Below are 15,628 nucleotides of genomic sequence, written 5' to 3' on the forward strand. Positions count from 1 at the left end.
TTACCACCTCACAAGGGCCTTGAACATTTTATACAATTCTAAGTCACTCCATAGTATAATGTTATCTGAAAAATTATTGGCTCTAGCACATACTGAAAGTTTGTAATTTTTATCTATATCATATTGTTTGAAATAACACTCCTCAAAACTACCTTCTCTTTCAACCCGTATGCCATCATTACAAAGTTTTATATTAAATGAATTAAGTGCCATATACAGACCTTTTCCAACAGCTTTAATATAACTTTCTTTTAAAGTCCAAAATTCATAAAATAGAGGCAATCTAGAACCTTCATCTGATGTCAGAATACTGCCATATTCACTTTCAGAGAAAAAGCGCTGAGCAATACTAAAATCAATAGGTTTAATTTGTTCAATATCAATGCCTACTGGTAGATTATGTACTGCACACACTATCCAGTGTCCTGAATGAGAAACATTAAAATGAATATTTTCGGGGTAACTTAACAATGGTTTTCCATAATAATTTTTTGTAATACTTAAATCTTCATTTCTTACATGAAAGTTTTTACATAAAATGAATCTTACTAATATTTCAGACATCACTCCCCTTTTCAAATCTTCCACTTTATAGAATTTTTTTACTCTGTTAAGTTTCTCTTCAGTAATAAATGGCATTAACTCATTCAATGTATGAAAATTCACATTATCACTTATATTAACAGCGTAGATATTAACCATACGGAACTCCTCCAGATACAAAACCCTCATAATTCCAATACAATACATACATTATATATTTTTAGAAATATACAAGTCAATAATTCAACGTGTAAAATGACAAATATTAACATAGAATTAACGTATAATTAACTAATATGACTAATTCTTACACAAAATTACATTAAATTCACATTTCAATATCCCACATGAAATTTATTTTAATGGATGAATAAATAGCTGAAACTCCCTATTAAAGACCTATGTATTAATCTCTCTATTGACTATGAAATGTAAAAGGATTATATTTAATAACACTGTTATATTGATAAGGATAAAATTGTTTTAAGTGGAAAAGATAATTTATCCACTGCAAAGTTAAAGCCTCATATACTCTAATAATGTCACCTTTAAGGTGGTTATAATCATCCTGAGTTAACTCTTTATGATCTATAAATATCATTTCATCTCTTAAATGCATTAATACCATAAGTAGATCTGAAAAGATTTCATGTTCTAAAATATTCTCATTACTTATAAGCTTAGATAAAATATCTCTGCCCCCGATAACGATTTTTTTAATCTCAGTATAATTAATTTGTTCAAAATCAATATCATAATTGTAATTCCTAATTTTATTTTTACAATATTCTAAATCATTGAAGTTCAGCTCTAGATATTTAACTTTTTCATCTCCAGCTACTATTAATTTTAATAATGCAAATCCAATATCACTAAAAAATAATCCAACCAACATATTTAACTTGCTCAGGCGTTCAAGACGGGAATGTCTTTCCACAATTTTTTCAAAGACAAGAGTAACGGCAAGTATATTTATTGGAATAAAACAAAGGCTCATTAAAGAATAATATATGGTATTTTCCAACTGACCAAATATTAAATAATGAATTAAAAACATTATAAAAGACAAAAAAATCAAAATAACTGAAATAAATAAATATTGCTTTATATTTTCCACATTTACTCCTTAAAAAAACACTAATATTAAATTGTAAATCTTAATTAATATTAGTGTTGAATTTATTTTTTATTTATGGCAATTACCACTTTCACCCATGATCTTATTTAAATATTTTAGTGCATCTTTTAGATAAAAACATAACATCATTTTCATCTTCATCATAATTCAATTTTGCATTTTCCATTTTTGTTATTGTTCCGTTATATCCATCCAATTGTACACATAAATTTTCATCATCAATTTTATTTTTGATTTTATCTGCAATATCAAAAATTTTTATAGTATATGTTCCCTTGAATGGATTACTTATTTCACTTCCTGCTTCATCAGCAACCTTATTAAAATTAAATGCTAAAGTTATATCCCCAAATACATTTTCCATAGTAACTAATGGATTAGCTTCAGTTCCTAATATGTTTAAAGTTTTATATTGCTGCATCTTATCCCTCCTTATGTCACATAATTCTACATTTAAAGTCAATATTCCTCCTGTATTGTATAAAAATTATGTATGTTTCATCTATGACCACTTGAACTGGAACTTTGTTTAGATGTATTACTCTTATTAAAGTTATTATTCCACTTATCATCATGTTTATTATTCTGGCTTTTATTATCTTTTTTCTGAGAATTTTCATCTTTTCTAATTTTATTGCCATCTACATCTGGAGATTGTCTTAAACTAGTTTTCCCACCATTATTATTTTTATCTAAAATAAAATCATTTTTTCTGGAAGAATGATTTTGTCCTGAAGAGCTATTCTTATTGGTATCATTATTTAATTCTTTACTACCCTTTAGTTCTTTACTACTATTTAACTCTTTATTACTATTTAGTTTTTTATTATTATTCAGCTCTTTACTAGTATTTAACTTCTTACCACCATTCAGTTGTTTACTAACATTTAACTCTTTGCTGACATTTAACTCTTTATTAATATTTAGTTCTTTATTATTACTTTTGTTATTTAATGTGTTTACATTATTTAAAATATTATAGAATATATCATTGCCAGTAGTCTTTTTAGCGTTATTTGAATTACTATTTGAATTCTTGTTTAAAATTACATTGCCATTAGATTGAATTTTAACATTTAAATTAGAAGCTTCTGCATTTGATTTAAACTCAGAAACATCTATATTTTTACCGGTTATATTAATAGAAATGGTGTTTGTCTTCACATAATTATCATTAATAAATTTATCTTTTTTAGATTCATCAATTATCATTTCTAAACCATTATTGATATTCACATTATTTACTTTAATCTGACTTAATATCTTACTTCCATCATCATTTAATGCTTTACAGGAAATAATTTTGTTTAAGAGGTTTACCTTTAATTCAATATGTGGATTTATATCCACTAGAACTGTAGCTACAGGACTGTAATAAGCTTTTGTGCCTGCACCTATGAATAGTATAAACATTATACATGCTGCAGCTGCTATTACTTTCCCATTAGGATAAAAAAAATTATAAAAAACTTCATCTCCTTTAAATATTTCTCCAATATTAGGCTTCTTTCCATTACAGTTTACTTTTATAAATTCACCACAAGAAGTAAGCAAATTAGCATATTTTCCATTTATACTTATTACTATGCCCTCTTTTTTACCCATTATATTCACCCACTTTTATATTTAAATAAGACTTTATGTAAAGGAATTTATTACTATTAAATATTGTAAATAAAACAATAATATATTTTCTCCATTTATCAATAAATTTTTTGTTCAATCCAGTATACATACATATTTGTTTAACAGGTAATTGCTTATTATTTAATATGGAATTACTAATTTCACTATCATTAGATATTTTGAAAACAAGGTCTAAAACAGCATTTCTTGTATCTTTATGTTTGGGACTATTATTTACAAGACTAATAAAATTGATTTTATATTTTTTAAGTTCTTTATTTAATTCAATAATTTCATCTGCTCTATTTTTATTTTCAAATTCTAACTCAAATTTGGATATTGAATTGTCGTTATCCAATTTTTCCATCATATAATCACCATCATCAAAAGTAAGCAAAGGTGAATTTTTATTTTTTCTAAAGTAATCAATTAACGCATTTCTAATTATAATCCTTGCATATGCATAAAAGTTTCCCTTAGATTCACTATAATTATCACAGGCCTTGTTAAATGCAATCAAGGCAATACTTAATTCATCATCATTTTCCCATTGGAGATATTTTTTTGAAATACTATAGGTACATTTATATATAAAATTTTTATTTTCATTAATAAATTCATTTCTATTTTCATAGAACAAGTGACTGATATTTTGCACAAAATCACCTCATCTATAAACATTATACGTGATAAATTAAAATTTTGGGGGGGTATAACAAAAACTCCCTAAAATATATTAACACATAATATATTTTAGGGAGCAGTTAATAGTCATTTTATCGGCTGTTATTCAATTGAGTCACCTTCTATATTTCTAATAATAGCAGTCTCATCTGGTAAATCTCCGATTTCAACTTTTATTTCTGTGCAAATATCTATTAAATTTTCATTATAGTTTTTAAGATATTCTAGTAAATTATAAGGATTGATATGGCTATTTTTATTCACAATAACAGACATTCTATTTATCTTTGAAATTTTTCCTTGTTTGCAGCATTTATCTAAACCCTGTGATATTTTACTCAGTAATATAGTATCATGCATAAGATCTCATCTCCCAAATTAATTTTTTATAACTCTCACTTTAAGCTTAAATTGCATACAGCTCTATTAACAGCTGCATATAGGAGAGTTCCTTTACCACTAATATTATCTATATATTCAAATTTGATTCAATTATGTATAATAAAAGAATTACATAGAAAATATTTTTGCCAAACTTGAAAAACCACTATATAATGGCAATTAGATTAAATCAACTTGTTTAACACTGGAGATATGAACAGAATTACTGATAAAGTAATGATAAATATTACCGTTATCCATACTATTACATTTTGCAATTTATTATTTACATACTTGCCCATAAGTTCTTTATTATTTATTAATAATACCATAAAGATTAAAATTACAGGGCATAACATACCAGCAACCTGTTGTGTATCAATCATAATAGTAACTAGCGACAATTTAGGCACCAACACCAATGCTGAACTACATACAATCATAAAAGTGAAGATACCATAAAAAACTGGCGCTTCATCATATGAATTATCTAGACCGCTCTCAAATCCAAATGATTCACATATAGCATAAGTAGTTGAAAGTGGAATCACCATGGCAGCAAGTACGGAAGCTCCAAATAATCCAACAGCAAAAAGTATTGTAGCATAGTTACCTGCCAGAGGCTTTAACGCCATAGCAGCTTGTTCAGCATTATTAATTTTGATACCTGCTTTAAACAAAGTCATTGCTGTACACACAATTATAAAAAAAGAAACTAAATCTCCCCAAATAGCACCTAAATATACATCTAACTTTTCGTATTTGTAGTCTTTAATGCTTAATCCCTTATCCACCACAGCGGATTGGAGATAAAATTGCATATAGGGAGTTATTGTAGTCCCTATCATTCCTATAAAAGTTAAAATATAATCTTTGTTAAAATTTATAGTTGGTGTAACTGTTGCCCTAGCAACCTCATTCCAATTTGGATGAACTTTAAAACAAGTTATTATATAAGTGAAAAATACAAAAGTAAATGCCAAAAAAACTTTTTCCGTTTTTTTATAGGAACCCTTAGTTATCACAAACCACACCAAAAATGCCATAATGGGAACTGTAATGTATTTAGTAATTCCAAACAACTCTAAACTTGCAGCTATACCTGCAAAATCTCCAATACATACCCCAAAATTAGCAATAAATAATACACTCATTGCGAAAAAAGACCATCTAACACTGTAGTTTTCTCTAATTAAATCAGATAATCCCTTTCCCGTAACTACAGCCATCCTAGCATTCATTTCTTGGATTACGCCCAAGCTAAATGTTATTAGTAAAATACCCCACAGCATTTTGTATCCATAAGAAGCACCTACAGTTGCATATGTGGCTATACCGCCAGCATCATTTCCGGCATTAACCGTTATAAGTCCCGGACCAATAATACCTAATATAAATAAGAGTTTGTTTTTCTTTTTCATTTAATTTTACCTCCCTACATTACAATGCAGGAGAATGATCTTTGGGCTTCATCAATTGAAACAAGACTTCTCCACATTCATTGATTTTTGATAGTTGTATTTTATTTATACATAAATCACTAGGGTCTGCTTCCATTGACTTCACCTCCTAAGAAAAAATAAAAAGAGCCCCAAAAAAGGCTCTATAAAACTGCAACTAATATTATATCTTTCGTTGAGCTTTAGCACTATACAGCTTTGAGTTTAACTCAGTTACATTAAGTAAAACCTTAATTCGGTAGTACCTGTTAACCCATTGGCATCTTTCGATATTTTTGGGCAGTAACATATATCTGATATAGGAGCCTCACCTAACAATATGCTCTTAAATTTTAACAACCCGTTCAATAAGTATGTCCTCCATACAAGTATAATATTCTATATAGCTATAGTCAATAATTTATGCTCTACTAAATATATAAAGTTATGTTTAGTGTAATTGGGAATATAATAAAAATACATTTGTTCTCTGTAATTATCTTATTCTACACTATCTAAATAAGCAGCATGAACATAACCTATAATACCATTATGATGAATTTTGATAAAAGAATTATAATAATAATCAGTATCGTCAATGTCAACTACATCTCCGTAATATAGAGAACCTAAAACTGCTGAACTGGTATTGGGCTCACTTCTAATATTTATACTATTGTTTACACAATAAAATGCAGGAATTAAGTCAGAATGTGCTATTTTATTTGAACCACCTACATTTCTTACATTTGTAGGTGCAGTTACCATATTAGGTACTAATAGAATGAAGCTTAATATTAAAATATTTATTATTACAAATTTTTTTCTCACCAAAATTATCTCCTTCTAAAATTCAATATTTTTAATAAATGTAATATATTACATAATTACACAAAAGTCAATAATAAATACATATTTTGTAATTTAAAGATGTAAAATAGACAGCCCATCAATAAGATAAGCTGTCTGTTTTATTTAGAAGTGTATATGAAAATATTTTAAGTTGTATACATATATTATTTTACACAAAAAACCTGCATAACTAATGGTAGATATAGCGGCATTTGCTATCCCCCTAGAACTGACAAGTGAAAAACAAAGGTCTCCCACCGGTAATGGAAACAGTAAATGTTCCGGCTTTTCATTTAATAAATCCAATACCATGTGCAGTGCATATCCAAGTCCGAACCAGATAACAAACTTTCCTGCAATCAGCCATACTCCTATATTTATAGTTGTAAAGCCTAGCAAACTATGCATATATTTTCTATGCCCTGTTATTCTTCCCAAAACAATTGAAGCAATTATAAATAAAATACCTATCACCTTCAGCTGCCCCGGCATATTTTTACTTATTAACTTCATAACATTGTAATGAAACAAATATGTATCTGCCAAATATAAGCCTAATAACAAACTAATCATGTGAATAATATCACTTATAACATGTCCAGCTTTAGACATTTTCAAATCTGCATCTGTGGCATATGAGCCCAGTACCACAAACCCCAAACCTATGATAGAAGTTTCTATACTTGCTTTAGGAACTAATAAAAACGCTGCTCCGCAAAGCCCCACCGCTGCATGTGTCTTTCCCGTCATAACTTACCTCCAAAAATTACTTCATTTTCCATTAAGCCTCTTTTCTTGTTCTTAAGAAGCAAGCTTAAAAAACTTTATTTCAAGTATATATCAACTAAATTATCGAATGAATTTAATTAATAAATATATATTTTATATAATGTTTTTAGTTTGTTAACATTGTATATAAATGCTAATATTTCATTTATGGCTATTTGAACTAGAATTTTGTTTAGATGGATTCCCTTTATCGGAATTATTTCCCTGACTTCTATCAGCTCTTTTCCGAGAACTTTGATCTTCTTTAATTTTATTACAATCTGAATATCCAGATTGTTTTAAATTATTTTCCCCTTCATCATTATTTTTATCTAAGGTAGAATTAGTTGTACTTGTAGAACCATTTTGGCTTTGAGAACTGTTCTTATTGATATTATTATTTGATGGCTTCACATTTTTTAATCCATTATTAAATGCATCACTATCAATAATCTTCGCATTGCCATTAGAATTACTATTTGAGTTTTTATTTAAATTCTTGTTTAAAATCACATTGCCATTGGATTGAATCTTAACATTTAAATTAGAAGCTGCTGCATTTGACTTAAACTCAGAAACATCTATGTTTTTACCAGTTATATTAATAGAAATAGTTTTTGTTTTCACATAATCCTCATTAATAAATTTATCTTTTTTAGATTCATCAATTATCATTTCTAAACCATTATTGATATTCACATTATTTATCTTAATGTGGCTTAATATTTTACCTCCATCATTATTTAATGCCTTACAGAAAATAATTTTGTCTAAGAAGTTTACCTTTAATTCAATATGTGGATTTATATCCACTAGAACTGTAGCTACAGGACTATAATAAGCTTTTGTGCCTGCACCTACAAATAGTATAAACATTATACATGCTGCAGCTGTTATTGCTTTTCCATTAAGATAAAAAAAATTATGAAAAACTTCATCACCTTTAAATTTTTCTCCAATATTAGGCCTCTTTCCATTACAGTTTACCTTTATAAATTCGCCACAAGAAGTAAGCAAATTAGCATATTTTCCATTTATACTTACTACTATCCCCTCTTTTTTACCCATCATTTTCACCCACTTTTATATTTAAATAAGACTTTATGTAAAGAAATTTCTCACTGTTAAATATTACAAATAAAACAATAATATATTTTCTCCATTTATCAATAAATTTTCTGTTGAATCCAGTATAAATACATATTTGTTTAACAGGTAATTGCTTATTATTTAATATGGAATTACTAATTTCACTATTACTAGATATTTTGAAAACAAGGCCTAAAACAGTGTTTCTTGTATCTTTATGTTTTGGACTATTATTTACAAGACTAGTAAAATTGATTTTATATTTTTTAAGTTCTTTATTTAATTCAATAATTTCATCTGTTCTATTTTGATTTTCCAGTTCCAATTGAAATTTGGATATGGAATTTTCATTGTCTAATTTTTCCATGACATAATCACCATCGTCAAAAGTAAGTAACGGTGAATTTTTATTTTTTCTAAAATAATCAATTAATGCATTTCTAATTATAATTTTTGCATATGCATAAAAGTTGCCTCTAGATTCCGTATAATTATCACAAGCTTTATTAAATGCAATTAAAGCAATACTTAGCTCATCATCATTTTCCCATTGGAGATATTTTTTTGAAATACTATAGGTACATTTATATATAAAATTTTTATTTTCATTAATAAATTCATTTCTATTTTCATAGAACAAGTGACTGATATTTTGCACAAAATCACCCCATCTATAAACATCATACGCAATAAATAAAAATTTTAAGGGAATTTATTAAACTACTTAAGATATCCTATTAATTTATTTGATTATTAATAATAAAAAACTATCTAAGAAATACTCTTAAAGAGAGCCAAAAATGCACAAAAAAACACATAAGCACCTAATTTCGAATAAGAAATTAGGTGCTTTTTATGCTTCAAAATAGTAAATTAGGATTTTTTAATTACTACCTTAGCAGTAAATATATTACATCAGATCAACAGGGTTGTTTATTTAATAAACTATTATTAAGCTGTTATACCTTTAATTCCAAATATAGGTTTCATAAAAGGTACTTTTGCTTTTTGATAAATATTTATATCCACATCAACTTTTAAATCTTTTAAGACAAATACTTTAACATTGTTATATTTATAAATATCATATAGCTCCTCGTCTACTATGTCAGTTTCAAATGAAGTCTTAATTTTAACAGTTTTCACGTCATTATGAATGTTACCACAATCGCAATCTATTGATGTATTTTTAATGAATATCATAAAACATAGATTTTTACTCTGAACATAATTCAGAGCCTTATCGTCGATTTTTACCATAGTTATTCCCTTCCCGTTTATTATATTCTTATTTACCCTGCTGACCATTAAATAATAACTTCTGCTCAAGGAATATGTTAACATTTTTCAAAATACATTTCCGTATATTTATACCATATTATTTAACCCTACGAGCTGTTATATAGTCCCTCCTATCAACTGGTGAAATCTTAACTACATCTCCAGTATGAGGAGCATGTATCATTGCACCATTACCTACATACATACCCATATGAGTAGGATTACCACCCTTACCAAAGAAAACTAAGTCCCCTGGTTGTAATTGATCTCTTGATACACCTACTCCATCATTTATCTGATCATATGTAGTTCTGCCTATAGAAACTCCAAAGTGTTTATATACATATTGAGTAAAACCAGAACAATCAAATCCACTGGGTGTAGTTCCACCCCATAAATACGGTATTCCTAGAAAATTTGAAGCATATGCTACAATATTATCATTACTTATAGGCGAACTACCTCTAGATAGAGTTATCTTAGGTGCTTCACTTCTTATGTTAGCAACCTTATTTGCAGCTGCACTCACAGCATTTTGTTCAACCAGTGCATATTGTCTCTGCTGCTGTTTAGCTTCTTCTATTAGCTTTTTCTGATCACTTTTATTTTTATTAAGTTCATTTAATTTATTCTCATTCTCAGATTTTAACGCTAATAATTTTTTATCTTCTACTTTTAGCTTGTCTACTTTATCTGCAATATCTTTTTGTTTTGTTTTATAATTTGAAATAACCTTAGTATCATAGCTCATAATTCTGCTAATCGTATCCATTCTCCAAATGAAGTCCCCTAGTCCTCTGGAGTCTAAAAGTATATCTAAATATCCACTAGAACCATTTATATAAAATGCTCTTATTCTGTTATTAAATAATTCCTTTTGCTTTTTCATATCAGTTTCAACTTTTTTTAATTCATTCTCTGAATTCTTAATATCTTGTTCTTTTACTATTATTTCTTCTTTATTATCAGCAACTTTATCCATTATCCCTTCTATCTGGTTGTCCAAGTTTTCTATACTTGCTTCAAGTTCTTGAACCTTCGAATATGAATTACTGCTATTTAATGCTGGTTGTGCCAAAGCTACACTATTCATTGCTGCCGTGAGTGTTAATGCCATTGAGAATTGCTTTAATCTTTTATTCAATACTCCCTCTCCTAACTTTTATTCATTTAGTGTATTAGTAAATGAATGTAACATTTATATTAAACACTTTAACAAAATATTTAAGGATATAGAACATCATATTTATTCTAATTTGTCAGATCATATATTATTTTGCATTATACAAAAATTTTATGTAGATTTTATTATTAATAGACATTTTTTATAATTTTCTACAAAAGGAGTAATGAATAGGAAGAAATGTTGAAAGCGCTTGAAAACGTAGACATTGAAAGGTATATGCATAACATAAACCAAAAAGATATTATGGAGGTTATGTTTAAATAGTCGTATACTAACTTTATGGAAATGTGTTAAAAAATTAGCATATCGAAAAGGAAACGAGGGATTGCATTTTATGTATAAGAGAAAACCTGAATGGCTAAAAATAAAAATAAGAGGAGGACAATCCTCTCAAGATGTAAAAGGAATCCTTCAATGTAGCTCAAGCAGTTGATAAATTAAACTTGAAACATGCAGTAATAACCTCTGTTACAAGAGATGACCTAGAAGATGGAGGGGCTTCTCATTTTGCCAGTGTTGTAGAGGAAATAAGAAAGCTTAATAAAAATATAACAGTAGAAGTTCTAATACCTGATTTTAAAGGAAGTGAATTAGAGTAATTTAAGATACATTATTCTTTGAAAGTGTCACAAGTGTAAATTAATGTAACGCAATCATACTAAGTTATTGATTGTAGATTTCCAGTTTTAAGCTTACATGCTTATAATAATAGTATTATTATAGATTCCATCTTACAACACTCAAATTAACTCATACGAAAGTAAAGGAGAATAGATGATGAATGAATACGAATTTGAACAATTTTTACATCAAAAAATACCAATTACAAAAGAAATGAGAGTAAGTGTTATAGAATTTACACCAGTAAAAGTGAGGATATCTGCACAATTAGAGCCTAATTTAAATCATAAAGGTACAGCATTTGGTGGAAGTATAAACAGTTTGATGACTGTTTGTGGCTGGGCAATGGTATATGCAAATATTAAAGAAATTGATGATGAAGCACATATTGTAGTTCAAAAAAGCAATATTAATTATTTGTCACCAATTGATAAGGATTTTATTGCAGAATGCACTTTAGACCAAATTACTAAAGAATTGTTCTTTAAAACATACAATAAACACAATAAAGCTAGGATAAAACTTAAAGTAACCTGCTCTGATGAACAAATTATGTTAGCAGAGTACCACGGGCAATATGTGGCATTTAGATGATAACAAATTATGATTATTTTTTATGAATTATATTCTTATATAGCCCACTAACCATAATTCTATTACAAGTAATAGTGAATTTTTGTAAATAACAAAAGAATAAAGAAGGAGGTGTGTACACATTAATATTGAAAAAGAGAAAAAAGTTTTAGGTATTGAACGGAATATTTTTTTTGCTGGCATAACTAGCTTTTTAACTGATACAACTACAAAAATGATATATGCTATTATGCCATTATTTCTAATGTCTATAGGTGCTTCGAAGGCAGAAGTATCACTTATTGAAGGAATTGCAGAGAGTACAGCATCAGTTCTCAAAGCTTTGTCAGGCTGGTGGAGTGATAAAATTGGCAAAAATAAACCTTTCATGGTTATAGGCTACGGATTTACAGCTATTTTATCTCCATTATTTTCAATAGTAACTTCACCTTTGCAGGCTCTAGTTATTAGATTTAGTGAAAGAGTTGGAAAGGGAATAAGGACTGCCCCAAGAGATAGTCTTGTAGCAGGCTCATCAAGTGATAGTGAAAAAGGAAAGAGTTTTGGGTTTCACAAAGCTATGGACAATAGTGGCGCTATATTAGGGCCACTACTTGCCTTTGTAATTTTGTCAGTATTCCCTGGAGATTATCGTAAGGTATTTATGTTTTCAATTCTGCCTGGGGTATTTGGATTACTTACTATAATTTTCTTTGTGAAGGAAGCTAAAAAGAGTAAAGGTACTCTCCCTAAAAAAATTGCTTTTAAGGACTTTTCTACTAAGTATTATGTGTTTTTATGGATTGCTTTTATTTTTACCCTTGGTAATTCAACTGATGCTTTGTTACTAGTAAAGGCTAATGACATTGGTATAAAAGCTTTGTTTATACCTCTTGTATACTTGATATTCAACTCTATGTCTGTAGTATTTGCTGTTCCTATGGGAGTGCTCTCTGATAAGTTTGGTAGAGAAAGACTTATTATCTTTGGATATATGCTTTATTCCATAATATATTTCGGTTTTGGAAGAACAAATAATAAAATCCTGATTATTTTGCTATTTGCCTTATATGGACTTTACAGTGCAGCAACAGATGGGGTACAAAAGGCATTAGTCTCAGACCTTATAGATAAGCATAAGAGGGGAACAGGACTAGGAATATATAATTCACTAACAGGAATAACCTTACTTCCTGCAAGCCTTATAGCTGGTGTATTATATGATAAAGTTAATAATAGTGCTCCTTTTTATTTCGGTTCAGTAATGGCGTTATTAGCTACAGTACTAATGTGCGTATTTTATAAGAAATGGTGCAACTAAACAGTAGTTGTAAATTTATAAATAACTGCAATAATAAAAAACATTATTTATAGATTTATCAATAAGACTATAAGCACCCTATGTTCGTAAAGAGCATGGAGTCATAGAGATAGAATCTATGCAAAATTTCTTGAATTGCTGGAATCCCCTAAAGCTAACTAAACTACAACGTAGGTATGAAATAAAACCAAGCGTGAATGTTACGAAAGTAGAAAAAATTAGTTAGATGGCATAAGTTTAAATCCTAAGTGCTGTAAAAATGGGCAATCAGCAGCTAAGACCCGAATAATTTTTCAAATCTTTGTTAGCCATGCCATCACTTCAAAAATATTATATAACATTTAAATAGCCTTTGTAAGTAATTGGACATTGGGTATAATAATATTAGAAAGTGAGGTGAAAGATATGATAAGAGCAATTAAGATAAGATTAAAACCAACAAAAGAACAAGAAATATTAATGTGGAAATCAATAGGTATAGCTAGATTTGCCTATAATTGGGGTTTAGCAAGACAAGAAGAAAATTATAAGAAAGCTAGTGAATTAATATCTTGCAGAAAATTGAGGGATGAATTTAATAAGTTGAAGAGTACAGAAGAATTCACATGGCTAAATGAAATAAGCAGTAAAACTATCAATCAAGCGTTTGAAGATTTACAAACAGCTTATAATAATTTCTTTGATGGAATAGCTAAGCATCCTAAATTTAAATCTAAGAAAAAGTCGAGAAAATCATTTTATGTTAGACACGATGCCGTTAAATTTAAAGATGGCAAGGTTAAAATGGAGAAAATAGGTAAAATTCAATGCAAAACTAATTATGATATTCCCGATTTACCTAAGTACACTAACCCAAGATGTCATTTTGATGGCCGATACTGGTATTTATCTTTAGGATTTGAACAGGGCGAAAACCAAGCCGGGTTGAATAAAGATTTAAGTGTAGGAATAGATTTAGGCGTTCATGATTTAGCTATAGTAAATTGTCTGGACAATCCTATAAAAAACATTAATAAATCAGGTAAAGTTAAGAAATTAAAGAAAAAAGTTAAAAGATTACAGAAACAAGTATCAAGGAAGTATGAAGCAAATAAACAAGGACTCCAATTTATCAAGACTAATAATATTGTTAAATTGGAAAAGAAGATAGGACTTATACATAGAGAGCTTGGCAATATTAGATTAAACCATATTCATCAAGCTACCAATAAAATAATTAAGTTAAGACCATATAGGGTAGTTATGGAAGACTTAAATATAACAGGTATGATGAAAAATAAACATCTATCGGAAGCCATACAAGAACAATGCCTATATGAATTTATGAGGCAAATTAAATATAAATGCGGGTTTAATGGAATTCAATTTGTTCAAGTTGATAAATTCTACCCATCAAGTAAAACATGTTCTTGTTGTGGAAGCATAAAGTCAGATTTAAAACTAAAAGATAGAGTTTATGTCTGTCCTGAATGTGGATTAGTTATTGATAGAGACAAAAACGCTTCAATAAATCTTGGTAATTATAAATTAGTAGAATAATCACATGAAAGATACTACTAATGTGTAGGATGAGTTGTATCCGAATTTAAGCTCTGGGAGTGTTATATCAAACGAAAGTAGTATATCCTTTTAGGATTACAAAATCGGACACTATGAATAGAGAATTAAACAAATTTATATATATTTATACATTCGTATTGATTGTTATAGAATTTTGGCAACTGTAATATGAATTAAATACAGTTTAATGAATAGATTAATTACAAAACGATTTAAATTTCACACTATGAGCTTATAGTATTTTCTTACTTCATTATAAAAAGGCAATACTTATAAATTATAAAAGATCAATAGTATTCTAAAAGTTAATTAAACAGTTTTGAAAAGCACAGCTATTTGATTATATGGTTAATACATATTATTCTTATTTTGTCTATTAAACTAGAGTAAAAAACGCTCTGGTTTTATTTTTTAGCAAGTAGATTAATTAGACTTTATAAACGTTCTGTCTAATATACAATAAGACATCTAATGCAAACACCTGGATTGTGGAATATATTTTGCCCCTAGTGTAAAGATGCTCCCATTACCCCTAAATGAGAAAATTCGAATACAAATATTTACAT

The 15,628-nt window shown here is 28.2% G+C and carries 16 protein-coding genes, 1 pseudogene and 1 riboswitch; of the genes and pseudogenes, 4 read left to right on the forward strand and 13 right to left on the reverse strand.

Features of this window, described 5'->3' with window-relative positions:
• From ACJDU8_RS00105 to ACJDU8_RS00165, 13 genes are all read right to left on the reverse strand, one after another.
• Window positions 1-702, reverse strand: a complete 702-nt coding sequence (locus tag ACJDU8_RS00105; RefSeq protein WP_406790123.1) for a 4'-phosphopantetheinyl transferase family protein — start codon at window positions 700-702, stop codon at window positions 1-3.
• A 256-nt stretch (window positions 703-958) separates the two neighbouring features.
• Window positions 959-1,660, reverse strand: a complete 702-nt coding sequence (locus ACJDU8_RS00110; protein ID WP_406790124.1) for a hypothetical protein — start codon at window positions 1,658-1,660, stop codon at window positions 959-961.
• Window positions 1,661-1,763: 103 nt separating this feature from the next.
• Window positions 1,764-2,144, reverse strand: a complete 381-nt coding sequence (locus ACJDU8_RS00115; RefSeq protein WP_406790125.1) for a hypothetical protein — start codon at window positions 2,142-2,144, stop codon at window positions 1,764-1,766.
• A 35-nt stretch (window positions 2,145-2,179) separates the two neighbouring features.
• Window positions 2,180-3,286 (reverse strand): anti-sigma-I factor RsgI family protein, encoded by a 1,107-nt coding sequence (locus ACJDU8_RS00120; protein WP_406790126.1) that lies wholly within the window; start codon window positions 3,284-3,286, stop codon window positions 2,180-2,182.
• The gene (locus ACJDU8_RS00125) at window positions 3,279-3,965 is read right to left on the reverse strand and encodes a sigma-70 family RNA polymerase sigma factor (protein ID WP_406790127.1); all 687 of its coding nucleotides are present in this window, start codon (window positions 3,963-3,965) and stop codon (window positions 3,279-3,281) included. Before ACJDU8_RS00125 ends, ACJDU8_RS00120 begins: the two co-directional genes overlap by 8 nt.
• Before the next feature lie 128 nt (window positions 3,966-4,093).
• A complete protein-coding gene (locus tag ACJDU8_RS00130) occupies window positions 4,094-4,351 on the reverse strand; it encodes a hypothetical protein (RefSeq protein WP_406790128.1) in 258 nt (85 codons plus the stop codon).
• Window positions 4,352-4,557: 206 nt separating this feature from the next.
• Window positions 4,558-5,793, reverse strand: a complete 1,236-nt coding sequence (locus tag ACJDU8_RS00135) for an Nramp family divalent metal transporter (RefSeq protein ID WP_406790129.1) — start codon at window positions 5,791-5,793, stop codon at window positions 4,558-4,560.
• A gap of 199 nt (window positions 5,794-5,992) precedes the next feature.
• A riboswitch (M-box (ykoK) riboswitch) is annotated at window positions 5,993-6,158 on the reverse strand.
• Window positions 6,159-6,312: 154 nt separating this feature from the next.
• Window positions 6,313-6,642, reverse strand: a complete 330-nt coding sequence (locus tag ACJDU8_RS00140; protein WP_406790130.1) for an SH3 domain-containing protein — start codon at window positions 6,640-6,642, stop codon at window positions 6,313-6,315.
• A gap of 144 nt (window positions 6,643-6,786) precedes the next feature.
• Entirely contained in the window at window positions 6,787-7,413 is a 627-nt protein-coding gene (locus ACJDU8_RS00145) for a metal-dependent hydrolase (protein WP_406790131.1), read from the reverse strand.
• A 180-nt stretch (window positions 7,414-7,593) separates the two neighbouring features.
• Window positions 7,594-8,502: an anti-sigma-I factor RsgI family protein gene (locus tag ACJDU8_RS00150; RefSeq protein WP_406790132.1), complete on the reverse strand. Its 909-nt coding sequence runs from the start codon at window positions 8,500-8,502 to the stop codon at window positions 7,594-7,596.
• A complete protein-coding gene (locus ACJDU8_RS00155) occupies window positions 8,492-9,178 on the reverse strand; it encodes a sigma-70 family RNA polymerase sigma factor (protein WP_406790133.1) in 687 nt (228 codons plus the stop codon). The genes ACJDU8_RS00150 and ACJDU8_RS00155 overlap by 11 nt, the downstream gene beginning before the upstream one ends.
• 293 nt (window positions 9,179-9,471) lie before the next feature.
• Complete coding sequence (locus ACJDU8_RS00160; RefSeq protein ID WP_406790134.1) at window positions 9,472-9,780, reverse strand: hypothetical protein; 309 nt, start codon at window positions 9,778-9,780, stop codon at window positions 9,472-9,474.
• 118 nt (window positions 9,781-9,898) lie between these two features.
• Window positions 9,899-10,945: a C40 family peptidase gene (locus ACJDU8_RS00165; RefSeq protein WP_406790135.1), complete on the reverse strand. Its 1,047-nt coding sequence runs from the start codon at window positions 10,943-10,945 to the stop codon at window positions 9,899-9,901.
• A 443-nt stretch (window positions 10,946-11,388) separates the two neighbouring features.
• Between ACJDU8_RS00165 and ACJDU8_RS00170 the strand changes: the two are divergent.
• From ACJDU8_RS00170 to ACJDU8_RS00185, 4 genes and pseudogenes are all read left to right on the forward strand, one after another.
• A pseudogene (locus ACJDU8_RS00170) lies at window positions 11,389-11,574 on the forward strand (lipoyl synthase); the annotation flags it as partial.
• Between the two features lie 190 nt (window positions 11,575-11,764).
• Window positions 11,765-12,202 (forward strand): YiiD C-terminal domain-containing protein, encoded by a 438-nt coding sequence (locus ACJDU8_RS00175; RefSeq protein WP_406790136.1) that lies wholly within the window; start codon window positions 11,765-11,767, stop codon window positions 12,200-12,202.
• 166 nt (window positions 12,203-12,368) lie between these two features.
• Window positions 12,369-13,502: an MFS transporter gene (locus ACJDU8_RS00180; RefSeq protein ID WP_479723063.1), complete on the forward strand. Its 1,134-nt coding sequence runs from the start codon at window positions 12,369-12,371 to the stop codon at window positions 13,500-13,502.
• A gap of 405 nt (window positions 13,503-13,907) precedes the next feature.
• A complete protein-coding gene (locus ACJDU8_RS00185; protein WP_406790137.1) occupies window positions 13,908-15,041 on the forward strand; it encodes an RNA-guided endonuclease InsQ/TnpB family protein in 1,134 nt (377 codons plus the stop codon).
• Window positions 15,042-15,628 lie beyond the last annotated feature (587 nt).

This window comes from Candidatus Clostridium eludens (assembly GCF_045310515.1).
GTDB lineage: Bacteria > Bacillota > Clostridia > Clostridiales > Clostridiaceae > Clostridium_B > Clostridium_B eludens.

What these genes read in the sequence shown, in the direction of transcription:
- ACJDU8_RS00135 (WP_406790129.1), bottom strand. Translation starts at nt 5,793, where the DNA reads ATGAAAAAGAAAAACAAACTCTTATTTATATTAGGTATTATTGGTCCG.
- ACJDU8_RS00150 (WP_406790132.1), bottom strand. Translation starts at nt 8,502, where the DNA reads ATGATGGGTAAAAAAGAGGGGATAGTAGTAAGTATAAATGGAAAATAT.
- ACJDU8_RS00185 (WP_406790137.1), top strand. Translation starts at nt 13,908, where the DNA reads ATGATAAGAGCAATTAAGATAAGATTAAAACCAACAAAAGAACAAGAA.
- ACJDU8_RS00130 (WP_406790128.1), bottom strand. Translation starts at nt 4,351, where the DNA reads ATGCATGATACTATATTACTGAGTAAAATATCACAGGGTTTAGATAAA.
- ACJDU8_RS00120 (WP_406790126.1), bottom strand. Translation starts at nt 3,286, where the DNA reads ATGGGTAAAAAAGAGGGCATAGTAATAAGTATAAATGGAAAATATGCT.
- ACJDU8_RS00105 (WP_406790123.1), bottom strand. Translation starts at nt 702, where the DNA reads ATGGTTAATATCTACGCTGTTAATATAAGTGATAATGTGAATTTTCAT.
- ACJDU8_RS00160 (WP_406790134.1), bottom strand. Translation starts at nt 9,780, where the DNA reads ATGGTAAAAATCGACGATAAGGCTCTGAATTATGTTCAGAGTAAAAAT.
- ACJDU8_RS00145 (WP_406790131.1), bottom strand. Translation starts at nt 7,413, where the DNA reads ATGACGGGAAAGACACATGCAGCGGTGGGGCTTTGCGGAGCAGCGTTT.
- ACJDU8_RS00175 (WP_406790136.1), top strand. Translation starts at nt 11,765, where the DNA reads ATGAATGAATACGAATTTGAACAATTTTTACATCAAAAAATACCAATT.